The following is a 19,603-nucleotide window of genomic DNA, read 5'->3' on the forward strand; positions in this document are numbered from 1 at the left end:
CAATGTTACACCTGACTCATTCTACGATGGAGGCCAGCACCATGGTTTGTATAGAGCACGCCAAAGCCGAGGACATGCTGGTGGCTGGTGTTGCCGTCATTGATGTCCGGGGAGAGTCCACCCGCCCCGTCCCCGTGGAGGTGGAAACCAGACGTGTGCTCCCCGTTATCGAGGCGTTAAAAAAACTACCCCAACGCTTGGATATCAGTCGATACCAGCTAGGCGCAAGTGATGCAGAAAAACCATCCTATCGCAACGTGGTCTCGGATGTGCTGCAGTTTTTGCACGAGTGTGCACTTGCTTGTCAGGAGGCAGGGATCGCCCGAGACAGACTCATCTTCGATCCGGGGTTTAGGTTTAGCAAAACACAACAGGATAGGACAATTATCGTTGCTCGCCAATCTCGAGGTGTTTCAGCTGCAAACGTTACCTATATTGGTTGACATGTCAAGAAAGTCGATGCTGTTTCAATTGCTTGAAAGTGACCCCTCTCAATGTCTGACAGCTAGTATTGCCTGTGCCAGTATCGCCATGTTATAAGGTGCCCATTTACTTCGTGTACACGACTATAGGGAACCCCTCTATGCTATCAAAGTCCTCTCGGCGATGTCCGATCAATCGAGGGAAACACTGAGCTGATTTTCAAGCTGGCAGATCAGTAGCCAATTTGAGCCCTTCAGCAATAGGGCCCAAGCCTACCTTTCCTTCTTGGGCGATAAGCCAGCCCCTCCAGCTGATTACTAGCCTGGCGACGACACTTGGTATTGAAACTCAGCAACGGACACTTCCACTCGTCGGTTCATAGCTCTTCCCTCAGGAGTAGCGTTGCTGGCAACAGGACGGGCTTCACCTTCTCCATTCACAGTTAAGCGCTCTCGCGCTATACCTCGCGCGACCAAAGCATTGGCAACGGCTTGCGCGCGTTGTATGGATAATTCTCGATTGTAACGTGCACTACCCCATGAGTCGGTATACCCAACCACATCGAAGTGTGCCTGGCGGTATTTATTGAGAAACCGCGCCAACTCATCGATTTTACTCTCACTACCGGGTTTAAGTTGACTACTGTTTAGCGCAAATACCTGATGGCCCAGCAAGGCGCTATGAAATGTTTTGGATCGGCTCACCGGTGGCAACGGCTCTACCTTGTTACTCTCTTGAACAACGGTGGGCGACGCAACCTTCTCTTTCGCTGAACCAAAGCGGTAAACAAAACCCACCGAGGCCGTGTTGGTCAAGGTCGGCAAGAGTCTATTATCTGTGATCGCCTGATATTCCAACCGTATCGTACCATGTTTGATGACATTCAATTCGAGACCCAACGCACTAAAAAACGCTCCATCACCTTGGTTCCCATAATGGGTGTAGGCACCCCCTACTTTGCTGTAAATAGCCACGTTATCATCGAGCCTGAACGTCATTTTTGGGGCCAATGTAAATGCCTCTACTTGTCCGTTTGGTAGGCCAAGCTCTGGAAATTTACCCAAATAATCATACCCTGCCTCAAAGGATAAGAAATCATTCAGTCCAAATCCCGCAAAAAGTCCAGCGGACACTGACTGGCCCTCACACACACGACCATGCTGGCAGGTATCACTCATCCATGCTTCACCTATCTTAATGCCAAGGTAAGGCGTAGAGTTGGCAACATTAGCTGTCATCATGAGGGATGCAGCCATAACCACGGCTAACTTTTTCATATTACACTCTGTTTACTTATGTTTATCGGTATCGTTGTTCTTTATGACACCTCCATGAGGCAGTACTACCAGAGGATGGAGTGCAGCATCACTATTGTATCTCATGGATGTAGTCCCACTCACAGTTTCTACCCCACTATTAATACAATTATCATAAAGGAACATCTTGACGATGTTATAACCGTTTTCTTCACGAGTTTTCTTGATAATAGCTTGCGAGTTTTATGATATTTTTTTTATAATAACGCCAAGTGGTTGAGTTAGTGTATAATTTTTTTCTTTTGAATGGATTGAGTTAAATGACCTCCGGCCTAGCCGGAGGCTTATTTGGTGACGCCCTCTAAGGGCTCAAGTCAGCGCCCAAGGCGCTAAACACCAAATTCCAATTGATCTCGTGCATCATCGTTACGTTCTTCGTTTCTTATATATTCAAGAACCACAGCCTCATCAAGACCAACCGTTGAGACAAAGTAACCCCTTGCCCAAAAGTGTTCACCATTGAAGTTACGCTGCTTTCCCTTAAACTTCCTTGCTACTGATATTGCACTTTTTCCTTTCAAGTAACCGACTACATTAGATACCGAATATTTTGGGGGAACACTGATGCACATATGAACGTGATCTTTCATCAAGTGCCCTTCCTCTATCACTACACCTTTCCGCTTCGCTAGCTCATGAAAGGTTTCACCTAGGTGTTTTCTAATTGCGCCGTATATCAACTTTTGCCGTTTTTTGGGAATAAATACGAAATGGTATTTACAATCCCAACGGGTATGAGACAGACTCTTATAGTCTCGCATAGGGTGTTTCCTCTTTACTTTTGGTCGAGCAAAGAAGTGGCATATACCGTTGTCACGGTCAAACCTATGCGAGTCACCCTAGCTGAGCTAGGGGTTTACCAATATTTAATTATGGCTACCGTTGAAGTGAAATATCGCTTTTGTTCTCAGACTGATCCTGTCATGAAGCATGGGCGGAACCCGAGAGGTGTCCAGTGATATCGTTGCTTGGAATGTAAACGAAGTTTCTTTCTCGATTACGCTTAGAAGCCTGTGAACCCAGAGTAAAGAAAAAATCGTCGACATGGCGATGAATAGCGCAGGACTACGCGACACAGAACGAGTCCTGAAGGTCGGCGACAATACGGTTTTGCACACTCTAAAAACTCCAACCAAGGCAAGTAACCACGATCCCGTTTGATGCCGCGAATATTAACTGATTTGCGAGGTCGACGAGTAATGGTCGTTTGTCGGTAATAAAAAGAATCAATGTTGGTTGTGGCATACATGGGAGCCAAGGTTTAAACGCATTGTCGCCCATGCATTTGGAAAGCGGAACTGCCAAACATTCAAGCACCTCCAATGCTTGTTGGCTCCCTTTACCATAAACTTCTTCTGTACGGATGACTTTGTTGTTTACTCGGCAAACTTACCACTCGAAAAACACATTGTGGGAAAACGCTACACACAGAGAATTGAACGGGCCAATCTCACTTTACGTACTCGCCTGAAGAGATTAGTGAGAAAAACGATGGACTTCTCTAAGTCAGAAACCATGCACGACAAAGTGATCAGTACTTTCATCGAGCGAGAGTATTACTAGTGAATCAACTAATTGGAGTCAAGACCATTTTTTTACTTTAATAGATAAAACCTGGTAGTAAAAACCATCTCAGACATAAAATGGTCATAATACTTAACAGGTTGTGCAAAGAGGCCTTCCAATCTCAGAATACTTTCAGATACATTGTGTTGAGTGGATGACGTGTCACATATTAGCAACATCACCGTTAGGTATCCATGCAAGAAGTGATCATTAGCGTCAGCTGCTCCAAGCACAAGCAGCTAACAATGTGAAGTCGTATCATTTCGGGAGCATGTAAACAGGGAATCTAACATTAAACTCACCAGATTGCAGCTCACCGTTTTTCTCTACCTCTACTTGCAATTTAGTGTCACCATTCATATTAAAACCATCATCCTCATCATATTCGTTATCAAAGATAATAGACTGGGTGTCATTCCCCTTATATTGCCTCAGATGAAGTCTTATAGATTTATTACCGTCGGGCGTCACCGTGGCAAGCTCGGGAGTCCCCCCTTTAGGGGGTTTAAATTTGATATAATGCGATGAGCAGTTACCAGTTCTGATGATGAAATCCTTGAAACGTTTACCTGAACGATTTTCGAAATCCTCCTCCGTCAGATCAAAGATCATCGATTCTGGATCGACCGAGACTGTACAATTTCCAGGCTCTGGATTGGGATCGGGATTACTATCTCCATTCCTAGGCCCCCACCACAGACTTGGTCTTTCATGTATTGAAGATTTGGAGCGCACGTATACCCATTTTAAGTCATGCGGATCATTCGTATTATTCACCCGAACGATGTGTAGCGTATACTTCATTTTAAGCTCACATCGACTAGCATCATCCACTTGAGTGGTTCCTGCTTGAGCTGCCCCCGGATAGCAACTACCTCGACGAAGCCTCCCACCTGGTTCAGCATCAACATAGAACGCAAAATCACTATTGCCGGAATCAATCATACCGTCTCCGTCTGGTAGCCAATTTACTGGCTGCGTATGATCTGCATCATAAGTAAGACTATAGCATCCATAACTAAAACTTACTCCTCCATCAAAAAACTCTTCCCTCCATGAGTTCTCGATCCAGTCAATTGGTTCTCCATCATGGATGTTAAACTTTTGGTAGTACTTCAAAGAATGATTGTAGTACGGCGTATTTCCATTAGAATAATGATAATTGGGTTCATTCTGTACTTGATCTACAGTTGATTGGTTGCACACCTTGTCACTTTTCGTATTCGGCTCTAATGCCTGAATTTTACCGATAATATCTTGCTTTGGGTAGAAAGGTTTGGTGTCTACCGTTGGATACAATGGTTTAACATTCGGGGACTGCGGATGAAAGGGCATTGGCCGAGTATCGGGAACCACCGGCTGAATTGGCATCGGCCGAGTATCGGGAACCACCGGCTGAATTGGCATCGGCCGAGTATCGGGAACTGCCGGATACAGTGGTTTTGTTGTGATGCTGGGAAGCGATTGTTTTAGCTCTTCGTCAGAGGAAGCAAAACTATCTGAAGCCGCAACGACCAAGCTTATCGAAAGTAAAGAAACAGTAATAAGAAAGTTGTATTTCATGAACGGTAACCAGTTAATAATAAGTGAACTTAAGTGAAACCAACACTTCAAATTGGTTAGCTGAACGAACCTTATTTCCCATATTTCTTATACTAGACTGCACATTCCAAATTAAAGGTTGACTCTTGGGTATAGTAAGCGTATGTCCGCCCAAAAATCTTTCCGAATTTGTCACACTCGGATTATTTGTTGCACTGAATTGAAGTTTTAGGCCTGAGCCTATATCTAGTGCGTCTTGACCGACAAGCTGATAAGCATCGGAGTAAGGTTCGATCTTTAGTTCCCCCGTAGCGGCTTTGTCACATGATGTTTTGATAGCAAAGCTTTGATTAACCAATCCATTATCCACATCTGTTTGTGTATAACCCCAGAAATCAATGGTAGGCGGGTACTCTATAGAGCAGGTAGGGTTAACGCTGATCTCGCCTTGAATCGTAAATGTGGTTTCTGCATCTACTCCTCTTGCTAAGCTACTTGCACAAAACAAGTAACCTAAAATCCAAATTGTGTATTTCACTATCGAATTCATCATAACCATATATCTATATTTCAGGTGGCCTACAACTTAATAGTATGGGTTGTCGAGTTCATTTCGCCTTCAATGGCGCTTGTAAAAACGACACGTCTGTAGTTTGTTTTATACCGTAGTCATCCAAGTAGGAAACGGAGACCTTGTCACCTTTATGAACCACCTGTTTGAATGACACCTTGGAGAATGGTTGAAACTTCGCAATACGCGGAGAAATTCCTTTAGGCAACGCCACAGGTTTCCCATTGATGTTCACGTTGAGAATGGCAAAGTAGTATGGCGAGCGGTTTTCTATCACCATTTTTCTGCCATGAGTTGTCCATTGAAGCTGAGATTTTTCAGCGTTTTTGCGATGTTTGCTGATGGATTCAGGGCGATATAACAGTTTAATCACATCATTGATCGCCACCATCATCGAGGATTTTGGCGCGTTCTCTGGTAGCATGGGGATCTCTTGGATACTTAAATAAAATAAGCTTTCTCTGTCGGTTGGAAACTTCGTGGTGTCGACCGCGTTCATCACCCGCAGCTCCTGCTTTTGTTTTGAATCTAGCTGCCCCAATTGTGGTATAACCGCAAACTGATCCGATACCGAAAAATTTCCATCCAACACACTGGCCTGATAGCCAAATGTCCTATCTGAGGGGTTAGACAGCACAATCTCAGCATTCATCTCATTAGCAGGCACCACTAAACGTGTTTTGCTCAGTGTCAAGTAGGCAAACGAAGACGAGCTGTACGACAACAAAACTGTTATCAGCATGAAACATTTAAATGAAAATGTTGAGCGGTTATTTATTTTACTAAGCATGAGGAAGTCACCCTTTCAATTTTACTGCCTGTACCTTGCTGTGGTGGCAATTGACAGACATATTGTTTATCGTCTTTAGATACAAGATTTACCGTATCTACAGTATATTCCAAGTTCAGGAAAGTCCCAGTTTGACCGCTAACGAATCCAAGTAATGTGCCATCGCCAGCAAGGACTTTTGCACCTGATAGGCCCGTGGGATTGTCTTTGGTGGTAAATTTGACAAACATCGGTCTTTTGTATTCCGCTTTATATTTAAACACCGGCACGGCATCACGCTCTGGATACACAACCGCATTGATTGTTTTGACTGACATGGCGTAGGGTAAATTGTTGTAGTCCAATTTTGAGGTATTGGCATGATATGGATTCACACCCGGCAAGATAATTTCGCCATGTTCATTGGAACAGTATTCGTCGCTGCTAGCACACAATTCATGGTCCCCTAGGCCGTCTATATCGATGATCTCATAAGAGTCTGAGCTAATGTGGGTAAAATCTAGATGGTTTTGATACCATAGAACGGAACCGGAGTAGTTGTTAGACAGCTCATAGCTATCTTCTGAGCCCATCAATCCCATTTGATAGGACATATACTTTGAGTGCGTGTTCAGGTTGACGTTCGCTGAAGTAACCTTACCGTTTTTGGTATCCGTATTCACATTGGCGCTATAAGCCATATCCTGGTTATAATTCGATACCCCTGTTGTCGATTGGATGGAGCCCTGAGAAAACTGTGATATATGAGAAACGTTGATGTTAGAGTCTTCTAAGCTCCAGTTTACGCTAAGCATAGCGCTGGCTTCTTTTTGATCGTCCACGGTGCCAGATAACATCAGCGTAATACCATGAGATAAAGCATACGCTACGTTGGCATCGACTTTGTACGAGGCGTCTCGGTTATAGTAGGTATCGTAAGAAAACTGTAGGCTGTCACTTAACGCCTCGCTCCATGTATTTTCAATCAACAAATAGGTTTCGGCTTTAAGTTGATTCTCATCATTCTGTGTGGCGTACTGAGGGAAAGAAAGATAATGGGAGGAGTTATAACGCAATGCGCCCAGCTTTAGCGCGAGGTCATCACCAAAATACTTTGCGTACTGAATACGCTGGCTAACACCAAACACATAGTTGCTGTCGTCTAACCACACTTTTTTGGCGTAGCTTTCATTGAGATTAAAAGACAGCGTGCCTATCTCACCCAGCGTCAGTGCACTGCCGATGTTGCCACCGATATAGTTATTCGAAAACAAAGAGCCTGCTTTGAATGTGAAGGTATTAAAACCATAAGAGAGTGCGCCCAACACAAAAAGGTCATTGGTACTGTTATTAAAATCAGTTCGTCCCGCATCTATCTCATAATCAAACGTCCCAGGCCTCATCAGCCCTGGCAGGTGCGATACTGGATAAGAGTAGGTATAGACGGCGCCATTTTGCTCCTTGATCGTCAAGGTTAAGTCCGCTTGACTCGATGGGTTTAATTCAGAGATCACGAATGGCCCCGTGTACAGCACTTTACGATAGAGTATGGTGTCATTTTGCGAAACGGTTACTTGTGCGCTTTGTGACAAAACATTGCCACTAATGATAGGTGCATAAGACGCCTCCCCCGCTAACATGCTGTTGTCTCTTTTTAAGCTAAGGCCTGAGAAGCTAAACGAGTCAAACTGCTCAGTCCCGATGCTGGTTTTTCCTGCCGTCATATAGGAGGATAAGGATGGAACCACATGCTTGATATAAGCATCACCTAAGCTAGCGCTATTGTCTTCAAAAGACCAATGAGATCGAAAATAGAAACCATGAACGTTGGCACCCGAAGTGCCATGACCAAACACCTGACTGTCATACTCACCCGATTGGTTTTTGTCGATCGTGTGATCGATGGAGTATTGGGTGAACGCCAAGTTGGCACCTTGTGAAAAAACGTGAGACTGCTCTGGCTTATGGGTTAATAAATATTGTGGTATAAACAGGTTTAACGTGAGTTCAGGCCGATTAAACTCGTAACGGATATGCTGATTTTGATCAAACATCAACAAACCACGATCATCGAAAACATGGCTATCAGCAATGCTGACATGGATATTGTCCAAATACGCTTTGGAGAGTAAAGGGCGACCTTTGTCAAAGTGGATTCGAGCGTTGTATTTATTTTCCCCATTCACATACAGCGTGACAAAAAACTCCCCGGACACCTCATGAGTAAGGGTGTTGAACGTCTCCGAGTTCATAGCAGTATTAGAGTTCAAAAAACCCGTGGCAAATGTCATTTTTGCTAAAGCATGTTGGCTAATTATTAGGCATAAAAATGCAATCAGTACTCTGATAAAAATACAGTCTCTCATATTTACTTTGCCTAACTCTAAATAAAACAGGGGTTGGAGATGTAGATACATCGATGTTGAGTGATACGACTTCATTAAATCGCCAAACCTTCGCGATCGGTTTGACGATTTAATGATTACTTTTAAAGTATTACGAAGTCATACCTCACTTTTGCATCGAGCGAGCCATGATCACCAGGCGACGCAGACCAAGGGAAAGCATAGATATCATAAGGCTGAGTTGTACTAAAATCGCCAGCAGCAATGGAAACTTCGTGATCAGATACAAATCCACTACCACTTGAGGGTGTGCTTGATTTCGACAATACTACACCTGTCACGGCACTGTCAGTTCCAAAAACAGATCCTCCAGTTGTTGAGTCTGTAGTCGCACTCTCTTGCGCACCACTGACCCTAAAGGTAGAGCCATCAGAAGTATCACAATTCCCACCCGAGCCATCGGTTAATACGAATTCGATTTTCTGCATTGCATCTGTGAATAGACCTTGTTTGCCGGAGCCATCGATGTTACCAAAATTGACTATTTCGTTCCCTTCATTGGTGATTACTTCCACAGAGCACGATCCAGAACTAATCGCACCAGCAAAAGTGATCACTCCGCCTGCATGATCTGGCGTAGAACCAACCATTGCGGATGCAGCCATTGCGTTTGTAGCAAATCCGCCTGCCATAGTAGCGGTCAAAATCATTGAGCTTACTAGTTTCTTATTGAACATGATTACATGTCTCCTAATAAAATATCTATCGTGAATTATTTGTTTGTTGTCGCCTAAACTGAGTACACATTGCTACCCAGCTGACGAGGTGCACAATAAGAAAATCGAACTTATCCATCCAATCAAAAAAGTGGGAATACTCTGCTAAAAAACCTGTAACTCTTGCTTTTTCCGCATGAAAATTGATCGATTTTCTTGCCACCATGGCATAAACAACAGAATTGGCAATTGCCGTTCAATTTTGACAATATCTTTATTATTAAATGGTTAGCCTTTATTTTGAGTTAGTTAGCCGCATTCTCAAAGCCCATAGAAATCTTACTCGCCTAAGAAAGGTCAGTTTGCCGTTTTAAACTGTGAAATGGTGGATCAAGCAATAAAAAATGTAGGGATTTTTTGCGCCCGTTTTAAAAATGACCGGGTGTAATAATAGCTTTTGCTGTGACCGATATCGCCCTGACCATCTACATTATGAATGTGAGCCATGATGGGCTGGAATTCAAAAGGCATCGAACATTGGTGATCTTGTGTCGTTGCTAATGTGCTTTAGCGCGCGTAAACAATAGGGGAGTCAACAACGATTTTTGCTTTTACAATGCGTGAGCTATTTAGGTAATCACGAAAGGACATTGCTACAAAAGAGAGGAATGGAGCCCCATTTGAGGCTCAGCTTAATGGCTCGATAGGAGAAGTGCTTACGATCAGAAGCGATGAGTTTGACGACCCCATCACTCCCTTTTTACTTTGCCCCTGCATGCTCAACGCGGAGCTTGATCATCCAATACGAAGTCAGCAAGCGCTAGTTGCGGCCAGCCATGACACCACCATCCACATCCCAAACAGCGCCAGTCACCCAACTTGCTTGCTCTGAGAGTAAAAAAGCAATGATATTGGCAACATCATTTGGCGTCCCAACTCGACCAATGGGATGAAAAGCATGGAAGCTTTGCAATGTTTCCTTTATCTCTTCTTTAGGAATGAAGCCCTCATAAATTGGCGTTTGTACCACCGCTGGAGACACTGCGTTGACACGAATATTGTGTGGAGCTAGTTCCATCGCCAGATGTTGAGTCAGTGAATGTAACCCAGCTTTAGCCATAGAATACGCCGAGGAAGGCGTCGCTGCGATGGCCTGTTTTGCCCACATAGACCCAACGTTGACGATGGCCCCTGGGCGCCCTTTTTCTACAAGGTTGGCGGCAACCTTCTGGGTGATAAAGAAAAACGCTCGGTTCAATTGCATGTACTGGTCGTAGTCATGTGCACCATGCTCAAGAAATGGCAATGGGAAGAAGACGCCAGCCGCGTTAACAAGTAAATCAATGTCAGTGTAATGACTATCAATCATATGCAATAGCTCTTGAACGCCCTGTTCACTTTTCAGATCGGCAGTGACGGCTTCAACCTCTCCTATGTCGGACAATGCCGCACGAGCTGACTCTGTCTTATCGGCTCTATGGCCAACGATCACTACTTTTGCGCCTTGCTCTAACACCATTTGCGCCGTAGCCAATCCCATACCACTTGTGCCACCAATAACCAGTAGTCTATTTCCTTCAAATTGCTTGTTCATCATTTAGATTTCCTTAAGCCGAGCTGCACGGCTGAGATTACATTTAACATGGCCGCCGAGGCTATCCCGTGCTCCACGAACAAGTTCGACGTATTCTAGAAAATGTCGGTCTACTTACGTCGATATGATCAACATGAGCTATCATTGATTTTCCTCAACAGCTTGATTGATAGTGTCACTGGATTTACTTTCCACCACAAACGAGATAATCTGTTACCCCGTGAAAGAAAATATTTATCGCGATGAAATTACCCATACATCTCAACGCATTAAGAGCATTTGAAGCCAGCGCCAGGCATCAAAGCTTCTCCACCGCCGCCGAGGAGCTTCACGTGACACCAGCGGCCGTAGGACAATTGGTTCGTTCATTGGAAGAGTGGCTGGATACCCCTCTATTTCATAGAACAAATACAGGTAAAGCTCGCCTCATCCCCACCGAGGCAGCAGAGCACGCGTTGCCTGATATTCGAAATGGTTTTGACAAACTCATGTTAGGCCTAGAGCGCCTGCAGCAAGGTTCCGTAAACCAAACATTGACTGTGGCGATGAGCCCATCCTTCGCTGAAAAGTGGCTACTTCTTAGATTAGAAAGCTTCCAAACGCTGGATACGAATACCACGGTTCGATTGGATACCAATTTAAGCTTGGTCGATTTTGCCGCTCAACACATTGATATTGGCATTCGCTATGGACAGGGGCAGTGGCCAGGATTGGTTGCAGAAAAGCTGATGGGGGAAGAAGTGTATCCAGTCTGTTCAGCACAATTTTTAGAACAAAGGACACTCCATCAACCTGAAGATTTACTGTGTGTTCCTCTGATACATGACGGTTCACTAGGTACGCACGCCGGGTTCCCAACGTGGTCTGATTGGCTAAACAAAGCCAGAGTCAACGGAGGCAACAAAGCCCAGCACCTACAAATCAACAACTCGGCGGCTGTACTTCAATCTGCGGTGGATGGGCATGGCGTCGCACTTGCTCGCAGCGTGATGGTGAAAAGAGAGTTGGACGATGGACGTTTGATCCGATTGTTTCCCAACATAGCATTGGAGTCAGCACTAGCATACTACCTTGTCTATCGTCCAGAGTGCTCAACATGGCCGAAAATACAATCCTTCAAAGCCTGGTTATTTTCAGAAGTGAAAAGAGGGTAAGGCGATCGTTCTGGATGAGAATCGACGCATAGACCATCACTATGAACCAAGCAGTAAGAGCTCCAACAGAAGCGAACCTGGGAAACTTACCCTACTTCTCCATTTGATAGACACGAGTTTGACCTTTCTGTTTTGAATAATGATAAACAATACCCTTACCATCACTCTTATCAACGATAAACACGTCTCCGGCTTGCCCCATCTTAGAAATGCGCTGGTTCTCGGCTTTCTTCTCTAATCCATTTTTCACGATGACCGTTCTACCATCAGCATTCACCACATGGTAATTCGGATTCACATACATGCCTACGCGATTCGATTTGTATATGTAGTACAAAGAATAACTAACGAGCATCAGGGAGGTTATCACAGCAAATAGGTTCAACACGACTCCAAAATATTTTAGCTTTCCACCTTTTTTTTCTCTCATCACCGAAGAGGCTGCTGCCTCTACATAAGAGAATTTTTGTATTTTATATCCAACTCTAGGTACACTGACAATCACTTCAGACTCAGTAATTGTCTTAATTTTTTTTCTTAAATCAGAGATTAGTTTGTTATAGGATGCATCCGTCACGATAGTTTTTGGCCACAAATAGGCCATGATGTCGTTTTTAGCGACTGGTTTTCCCGCATTTTCAATTAACAGCCTAATAAATTGGGCTTCCTTAAACTTTAAATGTATCCGCAAACTAAACTTATTAATGAGGCATTCATTATTCGAATCAAAAAAAAGATCATCATCGATTTTTACAATTCTTTCGCTATTATTCATGGGTAACCTTAACTACTTCTTCACTATCATTAATGAGTATCTTGTTATTCTTTAATAAATACATCATAGGCTTGCAACGTAGAATCCCAAAGAATCATCACCGGCCCTGTTCGATAGACTAACGCAATACTTCTCTTGACAAGATCGCTATCATCGATAACATCAAACTTACGATAATGAGAAGAATGCTCGACATCAAAAATTTTAACACCTTGCTCTTTGAGTACTTGTGCTTTTAGTTGAAACACACCATCTTTAAAATTCGAAAGCACCCCTGTAATTTTAAACTGAGAAAACGTTTTATATCCTTTCTCTTTTATGAAAATATTCCCATGCAACTTATTGTTCATAAAATTGACTTCAATAACCTTATGTGAAGAGTCAAGTATGGGCCCATAGAATACATCAGAAACGTAGCCCCCATTGACCACTTCGTCGCTGGTTTTTCTATAATGCTCGTAGGAAAAATAATGGAAAGCCAAGGATAAAAACAGGAGAACAAAAAGATACGCATTTGGCTTACCCGTAAATAGTCTTAGTTTTTTCATATACTTTCTATAAACACCTTATTTTTCTGGACGTCTAGTTAAAGCTCAGATGATTTCAATACCAAGTATAAGCATTCATCTGACTTAACTGTATAAAATATAGTGATTTTCACTTTTATAATATCAGTCGCGAGCGAAGCATCACAAATCTAGAAGATGCAATCCTTCCTCTTTAGTCTAAGTCTGCTTCCGAGCGGAAAGCCACAAACTAAAAGTCACCACAGTCGGCCTACTCAATTTAATTAATGAAAAAACAACACTATATAAGTTGCATTTATTATGCATGTTAAATTTTTAAAGTCAAATTTCAGCACCTAACATAGAGCAAATCTAATGTGGGCAGCCATCAATGTATGTGATGAGTATTTGTTCACTTAGTAACATCATAATCCACCAAAATAGACATTAAAAAATTTGTGACATTAGTTCCATTAATATTACTTTTATCAACCACTGTTGAGCCTAATTTTAGTCAAGATTTTATTAATCGCAAGCGTCACCCAACCATAACAAACAAGAGTAATATATTGATAAAAAAAGAAAATAGCATAAAAATATCGGCTAATTACAACAAAAGTAAATAGGAATTTTTATATAATTTGATAGCATCGCCGCACTTTATTGAACTTTATAGAGCGTATAGGCAAATGAACTACTTGATTAGCATCATGACCGATCAGCCCATAATCAAAAGTTTCTTAGTGAACTGTATTCGGGATTCATCTTATCGAATGAAGCAGAGTGTTTTTTTTCTAGAAAACAGAAAAGTTGGCTCCAGAGGTTTAATATCACCTTATTCAGACGTGATATACTGCCCGAGCTCAATCAATGAATACAAAAGAATTGTCATCATCGACACCGATAGTCGGTCGTTCAACGGAATTCAAAAAGATAAGGTTAAACACATTAAAGAGTTCATTGGACACAAATACCGTGATGTAAATGATACCTACTTTCTTTATCTGTCCACACCACTTAAGAGCGAGGAATTTAATATACGGTCCTTCATACCAAAACCATTAAATAGAAAGACATTAACGAGTATTTTTGATTATGTTTTTGATACAAACTATCTTAACGATAAAATTCAAGCCTAGTATCTTTTTTGCTTGCTTCAATAAGGCTGAAAAGGTAACTCAAAGGGTTACCTTTAGGTGAATGGAAGCCTGACCAATGCGATTTACCGCAGAGATTGAGAGCTAGCTTGATCAAATCGTTATAGGCTTCGTTATAAAGTGGTAATAGACCTGCCTTTATGGCAAATAAATATCGAGAGCCAAAAGCAGCAGCACTATAGCTAGACACAATGACAAAACAATAAACTCAACCAAATTACAGACTGTTTTACTTACCTTCACTACGGTTACCTTGATGTTAATATCTTGACGAAATACGGTTTCAGTGTATTGTGACAGCGAAGTATCCATTTATTTGAGATAGACAAGCGCCACCTCATGGTACGGACCTCACCCTCCTTGTCTCGAAAGACCTTCGGTTCACAATACGATTATTAGCAGCGATATGATAACAACGCCATAGAACAAAACATTATAATAAACAATGAAAATAGTGTTATTGTTGTTATAACTAAACCGTTAGCCCTACCCCATTAACTCTAGTATTGTCGCAAGAAACCTTTGTTTTGTTGCTCTTGCTGGACCACAGATTGGATTGATGTCTTTGTCAAAGTTCCCATACCCATTAACGTTAAAGTATGCCCTCAGCTCCTTTTCTGAAGGCATAATCTGATCAATAAACACAGGTGTCCCCCCATTTAAATGGTATTGAATCCTAAAGTAATCCATCATATTCCCTGTCATCAGTGGAGCTTGAGTTGTTAGGCTCGCTTCCACATCACACCCAGAAGCGGCCCTCGCACTGTGCTCAAACCCAAGTGTATGTCCTAACTCATGTGTTAAAACATACACCAGAATGGCTCTCACCAAATCCAGGTCACTTTCATGATGTATAAAGCCCAGATCGACGCTATTTAAACTGTTTAGTGTTTGCTCTATTTGCTCTGGGTGCAGTTCAATTGCCCCTTGATAAGCGCTGGTACCTGGTTCCGTAGGGTAACCTAATGGATAAGCTGCAGCTGCAGCCCCGGCACCAAACCCGTGCTCAGGAGCAGGGAACACCCTCACAACGATATCCGCGTCCTCTTTTGAATCTACTAATATAAAGTTCACAAACAGTGCCCACCGGGGAAAAATAATGTTTTGTAGGAAGCTTCTCAAAGTAAACGTAAAAGGTGTCCCATGATAGTTTATAGTAATAGTTGCATTCTCAACATACACCCTAATAGCACCGGTATCATAGGAATTACTTGCTTGAAACAAACCGTTAAATGGGTTACCAAAATCTCTCGCCATAAATGTGGTTGCGGTTAGCTCACCATTAATATTAAATCCTGTGCTGGCTTGTACTGGCATTGCAAATATAAGTGCCAAGCACAAAGACAATAAGTAAAAATGTTGTGTTTTCAACGCTAATCATCCAAGGTTATTCTGTTTACATACCAGTAATTGCTGTAATATACATAGTGAATACATACTCTTGCTTTCGTTAAATACGCTAGTTTAACTAAGTCTATTACCACTTCATTGTCTGCCCAAAAACTATCATTTGTTTGTGAACTGTCATCCATCACTCCCCTAAAGTACATGCCTCCGTTGTCGTGAAAACTTAGATTCTCGACAAATCCACAGGCATCATTTTCATTATTCCTATCGATATTGTTGATTGGTTTTTGTGCGTATGTACTAAAAGAAATAAACAACATTAACGTTATTATATATCTCATTTTTTCCTCATCGATTCATTATTTGTTTTATCTTTCCAATATTGACAAACTAAACAGTCAATACTCTTCGCTAAATATAATATCAACCGTGGATGTCGAAAAAAATGCACAACCATTTTTTTTTGCTCAATAAAATAAACGATACAGACAACAATTCCATCTCAATATAATGCTCAAAATAAATACTGATAAGTCAATTTTTATACGGTAATGATGTCGGTTGTTAAACTGGAAAGTAATTTTTACTCGTAGACTCACCCTTTGATCAAGTATGGAAATAACTAAAGGGCAATCGGCGTTATAGATAGGTTTCTATGCTAGGCAGAGATGTGTATACTGGCCACACTGGCGAAATGAGTGGCTAATTATAGCTATCATGGGCAACTACACGTTATGACACTTTCATCAAGAAGGCTAAGGGTCATTACCGATATACCTTAAAAAACCGAGTATCAATGTTACTCGGTCCAAAAAAGAAACGCTAATGTAGAGCTGAGACTAATTAGTCGACGGTGGCAAAAGCTTTAACCGCACAGCTGAAGCTGGTGATACGATATTTCTGAGTGAAAGGCCTAATTAGCTTAGTGCGTTTAATGCATCAAGCGCTGCTGTATAATTGGGTTCATTTGTAATTTCTGAAACCAGTTCACTGTACGTTACCAACCCCTCTTCATCTACTATTAAAATGGCACGTGCAGAAAGCCCTTCCAATGGACCTTCACTGATCTTAACCCCAAAATGTTCAGTAAATAGTGGAGAACGGAAAAATGAAGCAGTTCGAACGTTTTTAAGTCCTTCAATCGCACAGAATCGGTTTGCAGCAAACGGTAAATCTGCAGAAATACAAAGCACAACCACATTTTCCAAGTGAGATGCTTCTTTGTTAAATCGACGAACACTTGCTGCACAAACAGGAGTATCAATACTCGGGAACACGTTGATAACTAATTTTGTACCACATAAATCTGACCATTTAATCTCCTCTAATGTTGAGGAAGTTAGCGTAAAACTTGGGAGCTGAGAACCCGCTTGGACGAAGCTCCCTGATATCGCTACTGGCTCACCTTGGAATGTTACTTGACTCATGATCTATACTCTCTTGTTGCACTGTGTTTATTTATCCAATTAAATTGGGGTGTTTATGACCGAAAGCCAATAACGACGCTCTCGATAGTAAATTACCTATTGAGAATATCCAGATGCCTAATACGACGTCATATTGGTTGGTTTTAGAGCAAAAGTTACTGAAAAACCACCAAACTTTGGTCAACCTCTAGATCCTATTCTGAATCTCTATGAAAATGAATGGATTAAATAGATCGAAATGAAGTTTGTGGTCAATCGAGCCAAATCGAAATATTTTGTTATTGTGTGAACAATGCGTAGACAGCCCTTAACCTTACCGAACAGTCAACTTGCCTTTAGATACAAATTAAACGGTTCAGCCAAACTATGAATTGCTCCGAGTTCATCGAAGCTTGGCCGATCTACTTATAAATTGTTGATTTTTAACCAACCTTTTGCGTTTGGCCACATAAAATAAAGGGTGTAGCCGATCAGATCGTGAGCTCCTGATTTAGTTCCCCTGAATTACGCAACAAAGCCGTAAATGGGTGCAAAACCCCTTAGAGGCGTGTCCAATTTTTGGGGCCTTCTATTGGTCCACTTATTTGTAACAAATGGGCTTTAAGAACTAATTAATTTATTTATATATTCAGCAACACCTAGAGAATGGGCATGCCCTATTACCTCGGCATGAGGAACAGCTTTCTTTACACTTGTAGAAGCATTTAGCATAACTTTAGGGAACCCTACATATTTCAGCATTTCAATATCGTTTTCACCATCACCAAATGCCATTGTTTGCTTAGGTGTAAAACCAAGATGATTACAAAGTAAACTTACAGCAGATGCCTTATTGACCCCAACAGGCATAATTTCCATACACCAAGGTAATGAAAATGAAAAATCCAATTTACCAAAATATTTGACTTGTAATTCATCATGTAACTTTAATAAAGATAGTCTATCACCCAAAAGGAAAAATTTTATTATCCTCTTTCTTTTCAAAAATTTTTTATTTATTATTTTGTATTTAAAACCAGATTGTGGACTGTAGTTTTCTAGATTATTATTGGTTTCATTGATATACCAGCTTTTAATCGTATATGCATTTAAATGTATATCTTTTGGTAAGGGATAATTAATTATCGATATGGAAGTGTCTATAGGGATGTAAGTTACCCCAATTATTTTATTATTTGGATCAATAACCATACCTCCATTGCAGCTAATCATACCGATAGGCCTGTCAATTCGCTTTGATAAATCCATTACATCAAAATTATGACGTCCTGTTGCGATAGAAAAAGTTCCCCCGCAATCATGGAGGTTTCTGATTGCAGTGATAGTCTCTCTATCTAACTCATGATTATTCTGCAATAATGTGCCATCTAGATCACTAATGAAATGCCTAGGCATCTCCCCCCTCCTTATCTAAACTTAAACAGTAGTAATATATTAACATAGTGGTTCTGTCACATTAACGACAGAACCGGCATCGCTATCCTTCAAGAGGTAAATTTTTTTTCACTCTGGATCAATAAAGTATGAAAGTAGTAGCTTTCAGGGTTACCCTGTAAGCGGTTATGACAGATAGTTCCATTATCAACTAAAGATTTAGTATAAATTGTTTCCGAAAGGTATTTTTTTCTTTTTGAAATTATATTTGATTCTATTCCCATTTGATCGAATTCATGTATTAGTTTTTTTATATCTATTAGATCGTTTGCCATGAAAAACATTTTCCCTGTATTCTTACAATAAGATAAGAAGTTGTGTCCTAGATTACGTAAATTACGAAGGCCATCACTACCACCATCGAGACAAAGCGTGTTTTTTCTATCTACATTTTCTAAGTTAAATGGTAAAGTGGGCAATGTGCTTAATAGCAAATCAAAACTTTTGTCTCGATACTTACTGCTCGTAAAACAACTAAAATCTACATTGAATTTTTTTATGCCATTTATATTTAAATTATTTCTAGATAATTCTATAGCACTTTTGTTTTTATCAATTAGTGTTATATCAATTGAAGGGAATTTTAATTTTATAGCTAGAGACAACAGCCCTCTACCACTTCCTAGCTCCACTGACTTTAATGATTTATTTTTAGATAAACTATCTGATAGTATATCAATATTCTCAAGAAAGTGGTCAGTATAATAATCCTGTGTTATTACGCTTGAAGTTGATGTTAAAGTTATATCTTGAGTCAAACCGGGAATGGATATGTTTTGAAAACCTACTTTTGGTAAGCTCCCTGTATGCTCTATCTTGCATTCAGATGTTTCATAAATACTATTTATTTCGCTACTCATATTTATATCTCTTTTAAATGTCGTACATCTCTTAGATAAAAATCATCAAGCAGTATTCAAGTCTAGTATAATTAATACCGCTCTTCCTTGCTCATTGGACG

16 protein-coding genes and 1 pseudogene are annotated in these 19,603 nt (G+C 41.2%); 3 read left to right on the forward strand and 14 right to left on the reverse strand.

What is annotated here, in order from left to right; translation table 11 throughout:
* Positions 1-2 precede the first annotated feature (2 nt).
* Positions 3-443 (forward strand): dihydropteroate synthase, encoded by a 441-nt coding sequence (locus M9194_RS09245; RefSeq protein ID WP_250612349.1) that lies wholly within the window; start codon positions 3-5, stop codon positions 441-443.
* A 297-nt stretch (positions 444-740) separates the two neighbouring features.
* Here M9194_RS09245 and M9194_RS09250 read toward each other — a convergent pair whose 3' ends face one another.
* Both M9194_RS09250 and tnpA read right to left on the reverse strand, forming a co-directional pair.
* Complete coding sequence (locus M9194_RS09250) at positions 741-1,700, reverse strand: OmpA family protein (protein ID WP_250612350.1); 960 nt, start codon at positions 1,698-1,700, stop codon at positions 741-743.
* 368 nt (positions 1,701-2,068) lie between these two features.
* Complete coding sequence (gene tnpA, locus M9194_RS09255) at positions 2,069-2,500, reverse strand: IS200/IS605 family transposase (RefSeq protein WP_250612351.1); 432 nt, start codon at positions 2,498-2,500, stop codon at positions 2,069-2,071.
* A gap of 111 nt (positions 2,501-2,611) precedes the next feature.
* Between tnpA and M9194_RS09260 the strand changes: the two are divergent.
* Positions 2,612-3,302 (forward strand): annotated as a pseudogene (locus M9194_RS09260) (IS1 family transposase).
* Positions 3,303-3,563: 261 nt separating this feature from the next.
* Here M9194_RS09260 and M9194_RS09265 read toward each other — a convergent pair.
* From M9194_RS09265 to M9194_RS09290, 6 genes are all read right to left on the reverse strand, one after another.
* Positions 3,564-4,868 carry a hypothetical protein gene (locus M9194_RS09265; RefSeq protein WP_250612352.1) on the reverse strand — a complete coding sequence of 435 codons (1,305 nt, stop codon included), beginning with the start codon at positions 4,866-4,868 and terminating at the stop codon, positions 3,564-3,566.
* 13 nt (positions 4,869-4,881) lie between these two features.
* Positions 4,882-5,400, reverse strand: coding sequence for a hypothetical protein (locus M9194_RS09270; RefSeq protein ID WP_250612353.1), 519 nt, complete (start codon positions 5,398-5,400; stop codon positions 4,882-4,884).
* A 55-nt stretch (positions 5,401-5,455) separates the two neighbouring features.
* The gene (locus M9194_RS09275) at positions 5,456-6,208 is read right to left on the reverse strand and encodes a fimbria/pilus periplasmic chaperone (RefSeq protein ID WP_250612354.1); all 753 of its coding nucleotides are present in this window, start codon (positions 6,206-6,208) and stop codon (positions 5,456-5,458) included.
* Positions 6,193-8,553 (reverse strand): fimbria/pilus outer membrane usher protein, encoded by a 2,361-nt coding sequence (locus M9194_RS09280; protein WP_250612355.1) that lies wholly within the window; start codon positions 8,551-8,553, stop codon positions 6,193-6,195. Before M9194_RS09280 ends, M9194_RS09275 begins: the two co-directional genes overlap by 16 nt.
* 122 nt (positions 8,554-8,675) lie before the next feature.
* Positions 8,676-9,269 carry a hypothetical protein gene (locus M9194_RS09285; protein ID WP_250612356.1) on the reverse strand — a complete coding sequence of 198 codons (594 nt, stop codon included), beginning with the start codon at positions 9,267-9,269 and terminating at the stop codon, positions 8,676-8,678.
* A 799-nt stretch (positions 9,270-10,068) separates the two neighbouring features.
* A complete protein-coding gene (locus tag M9194_RS09290) occupies positions 10,069-10,842 on the reverse strand; it encodes an SDR family NAD(P)-dependent oxidoreductase (RefSeq protein WP_250612510.1) in 774 nt (257 codons plus the stop codon).
* A 242-nt stretch (positions 10,843-11,084) separates the two neighbouring features.
* Here M9194_RS09290 and M9194_RS09295 point away from each other — a divergent pair, with 242 nt between their 5' ends.
* Positions 11,085-11,996: a LysR substrate-binding domain-containing protein gene (locus tag M9194_RS09295; protein ID WP_250612357.1), complete on the forward strand. Its 912-nt coding sequence runs from the start codon at positions 11,085-11,087 to the stop codon at positions 11,994-11,996.
* 91 nt (positions 11,997-12,087) lie between these two features.
* Here the strand turns inward: M9194_RS09295 and M9194_RS09300 are convergent, their stop codons facing one another.
* The 6 genes from M9194_RS09300 to M9194_RS09325 all read right to left on the reverse strand — a co-directional run bounded on the left by M9194_RS09300 (position 12,088) and on the right by M9194_RS09325 (position 19,502).
* Entirely contained in the window at positions 12,088-12,771 is a 684-nt protein-coding gene (locus M9194_RS09300; protein WP_250612358.1) for a winged helix-turn-helix domain-containing protein, read from the reverse strand.
* Between the two features lie 44 nt (positions 12,772-12,815).
* Entirely contained in the window at positions 12,816-13,319 is a 504-nt protein-coding gene (locus M9194_RS09305; RefSeq protein WP_250612359.1) for a hypothetical protein, read from the reverse strand.
* Between the two features lie 1,601 nt (positions 13,320-14,920).
* Positions 14,921-15,805: a zinc-dependent metalloprotease gene (locus M9194_RS09310; RefSeq protein WP_250612360.1), complete on the reverse strand. Its 885-nt coding sequence runs from the start codon at positions 15,803-15,805 to the stop codon at positions 14,921-14,923.
* Positions 15,806-16,698: 893 nt separating this feature from the next.
* The gene (gene tpx, locus M9194_RS09315; RefSeq protein ID WP_250612361.1) at positions 16,699-17,208 is read right to left on the reverse strand and encodes a thiol peroxidase; all 510 of its coding nucleotides are present in this window, start codon (positions 17,206-17,208) and stop codon (positions 16,699-16,701) included.
* Between the two features lie 600 nt (positions 17,209-17,808).
* Positions 17,809-18,603: an HAD family hydrolase gene (locus M9194_RS09320; protein WP_250612362.1), complete on the reverse strand. Its 795-nt coding sequence runs from the start codon at positions 18,601-18,603 to the stop codon at positions 17,809-17,811.
* A gap of 89 nt (positions 18,604-18,692) precedes the next feature.
* Positions 18,693-19,502: a methyltransferase gene (locus M9194_RS09325; RefSeq protein ID WP_250612363.1), complete on the reverse strand. Its 810-nt coding sequence runs from the start codon at positions 19,500-19,502 to the stop codon at positions 18,693-18,695.
* Positions 19,503-19,603: the final 101 nt, after the last annotated feature.

It is taken from the genome of Vibrio sinus (genome assembly GCF_023634645.1).
Classification (GTDB): Bacteria; Pseudomonadota; Gammaproteobacteria; order Enterobacterales; family Vibrionaceae; genus Vibrio; species Vibrio sinus.

Excerpts from the sequence above, each read along its gene's own strand:
- M9194_RS09245 (WP_250612349.1), top strand. The coding sequence starts at position 3 with ATGTTACACCTGACTCATTCTACGATGGAGGCCAGCACCATGGTTTGT.
- M9194_RS09250 (WP_250612350.1), bottom strand. The coding sequence starts at position 1,700 with ATGAAAAAGTTAGCCGTGGTTATGGCTGCATCCCTCATGATGACAGCT.
- tnpA (WP_250612351.1), bottom strand. The coding sequence starts at position 2,500 with ATGCGAGACTATAAGAGTCTGTCTCATACCCGTTGGGATTGTAAATAC.
- M9194_RS09265 (WP_250612352.1), bottom strand. The coding sequence starts at position 4,868 with ATGAAATACAACTTTCTTATTACTGTTTCTTTACTTTCGATAAGCTTG.
- M9194_RS09270 (WP_250612353.1), bottom strand. The coding sequence starts at position 5,400 with ATGATGAATTCGATAGTGAAATACACAATTTGGATTTTAGGTTACTTG.
- M9194_RS09275 (WP_250612354.1), bottom strand. The coding sequence starts at position 6,208 with ATGCTTAGTAAAATAAATAACCGCTCAACATTTTCATTTAAATGTTTC.
- M9194_RS09280 (WP_250612355.1), bottom strand. The coding sequence starts at position 8,553 with ATGAGAGACTGTATTTTTATCAGAGTACTGATTGCATTTTTATGCCTA.
- M9194_RS09285 (WP_250612356.1), bottom strand. The coding sequence starts at position 9,269 with ATGTTCAATAAGAAACTAGTAAGCTCAATGATTTTGACCGCTACTATG.
- M9194_RS09290 (WP_250612510.1), bottom strand. The coding sequence starts at position 10,842 with ATGAACAAGCAATTTGAAGGAAATAGACTACTGGTTATTGGTGGCACA.
- M9194_RS09295 (WP_250612357.1), top strand. The coding sequence starts at position 11,085 with ATGAAATTACCCATACATCTCAACGCATTAAGAGCATTTGAAGCCAGC.
- M9194_RS09300 (WP_250612358.1), bottom strand. The coding sequence starts at position 12,771 with ATGAATAATAGCGAAAGAATTGTAAAAATCGATGATGATCTTTTTTTT.
- M9194_RS09305 (WP_250612359.1), bottom strand. The coding sequence starts at position 13,319 with ATGAAAAAACTAAGACTATTTACGGGTAAGCCAAATGCGTATCTTTTT.
- tpx (WP_250612361.1), bottom strand. The coding sequence starts at position 17,208 with ATGAGTCAAGTAACATTCCAAGGTGAGCCAGTAGCGATATCAGGGAGC.
- M9194_RS09320 (WP_250612362.1), bottom strand. The coding sequence starts at position 18,603 with ATGCCTAGGCATTTCATTAGTGATCTAGATGGCACATTATTGCAGAAT.
- M9194_RS09325 (WP_250612363.1), bottom strand. The coding sequence starts at position 19,502 with ATGAGTAGCGAAATAAATAGTATTTATGAAACATCTGAATGCAAGATA.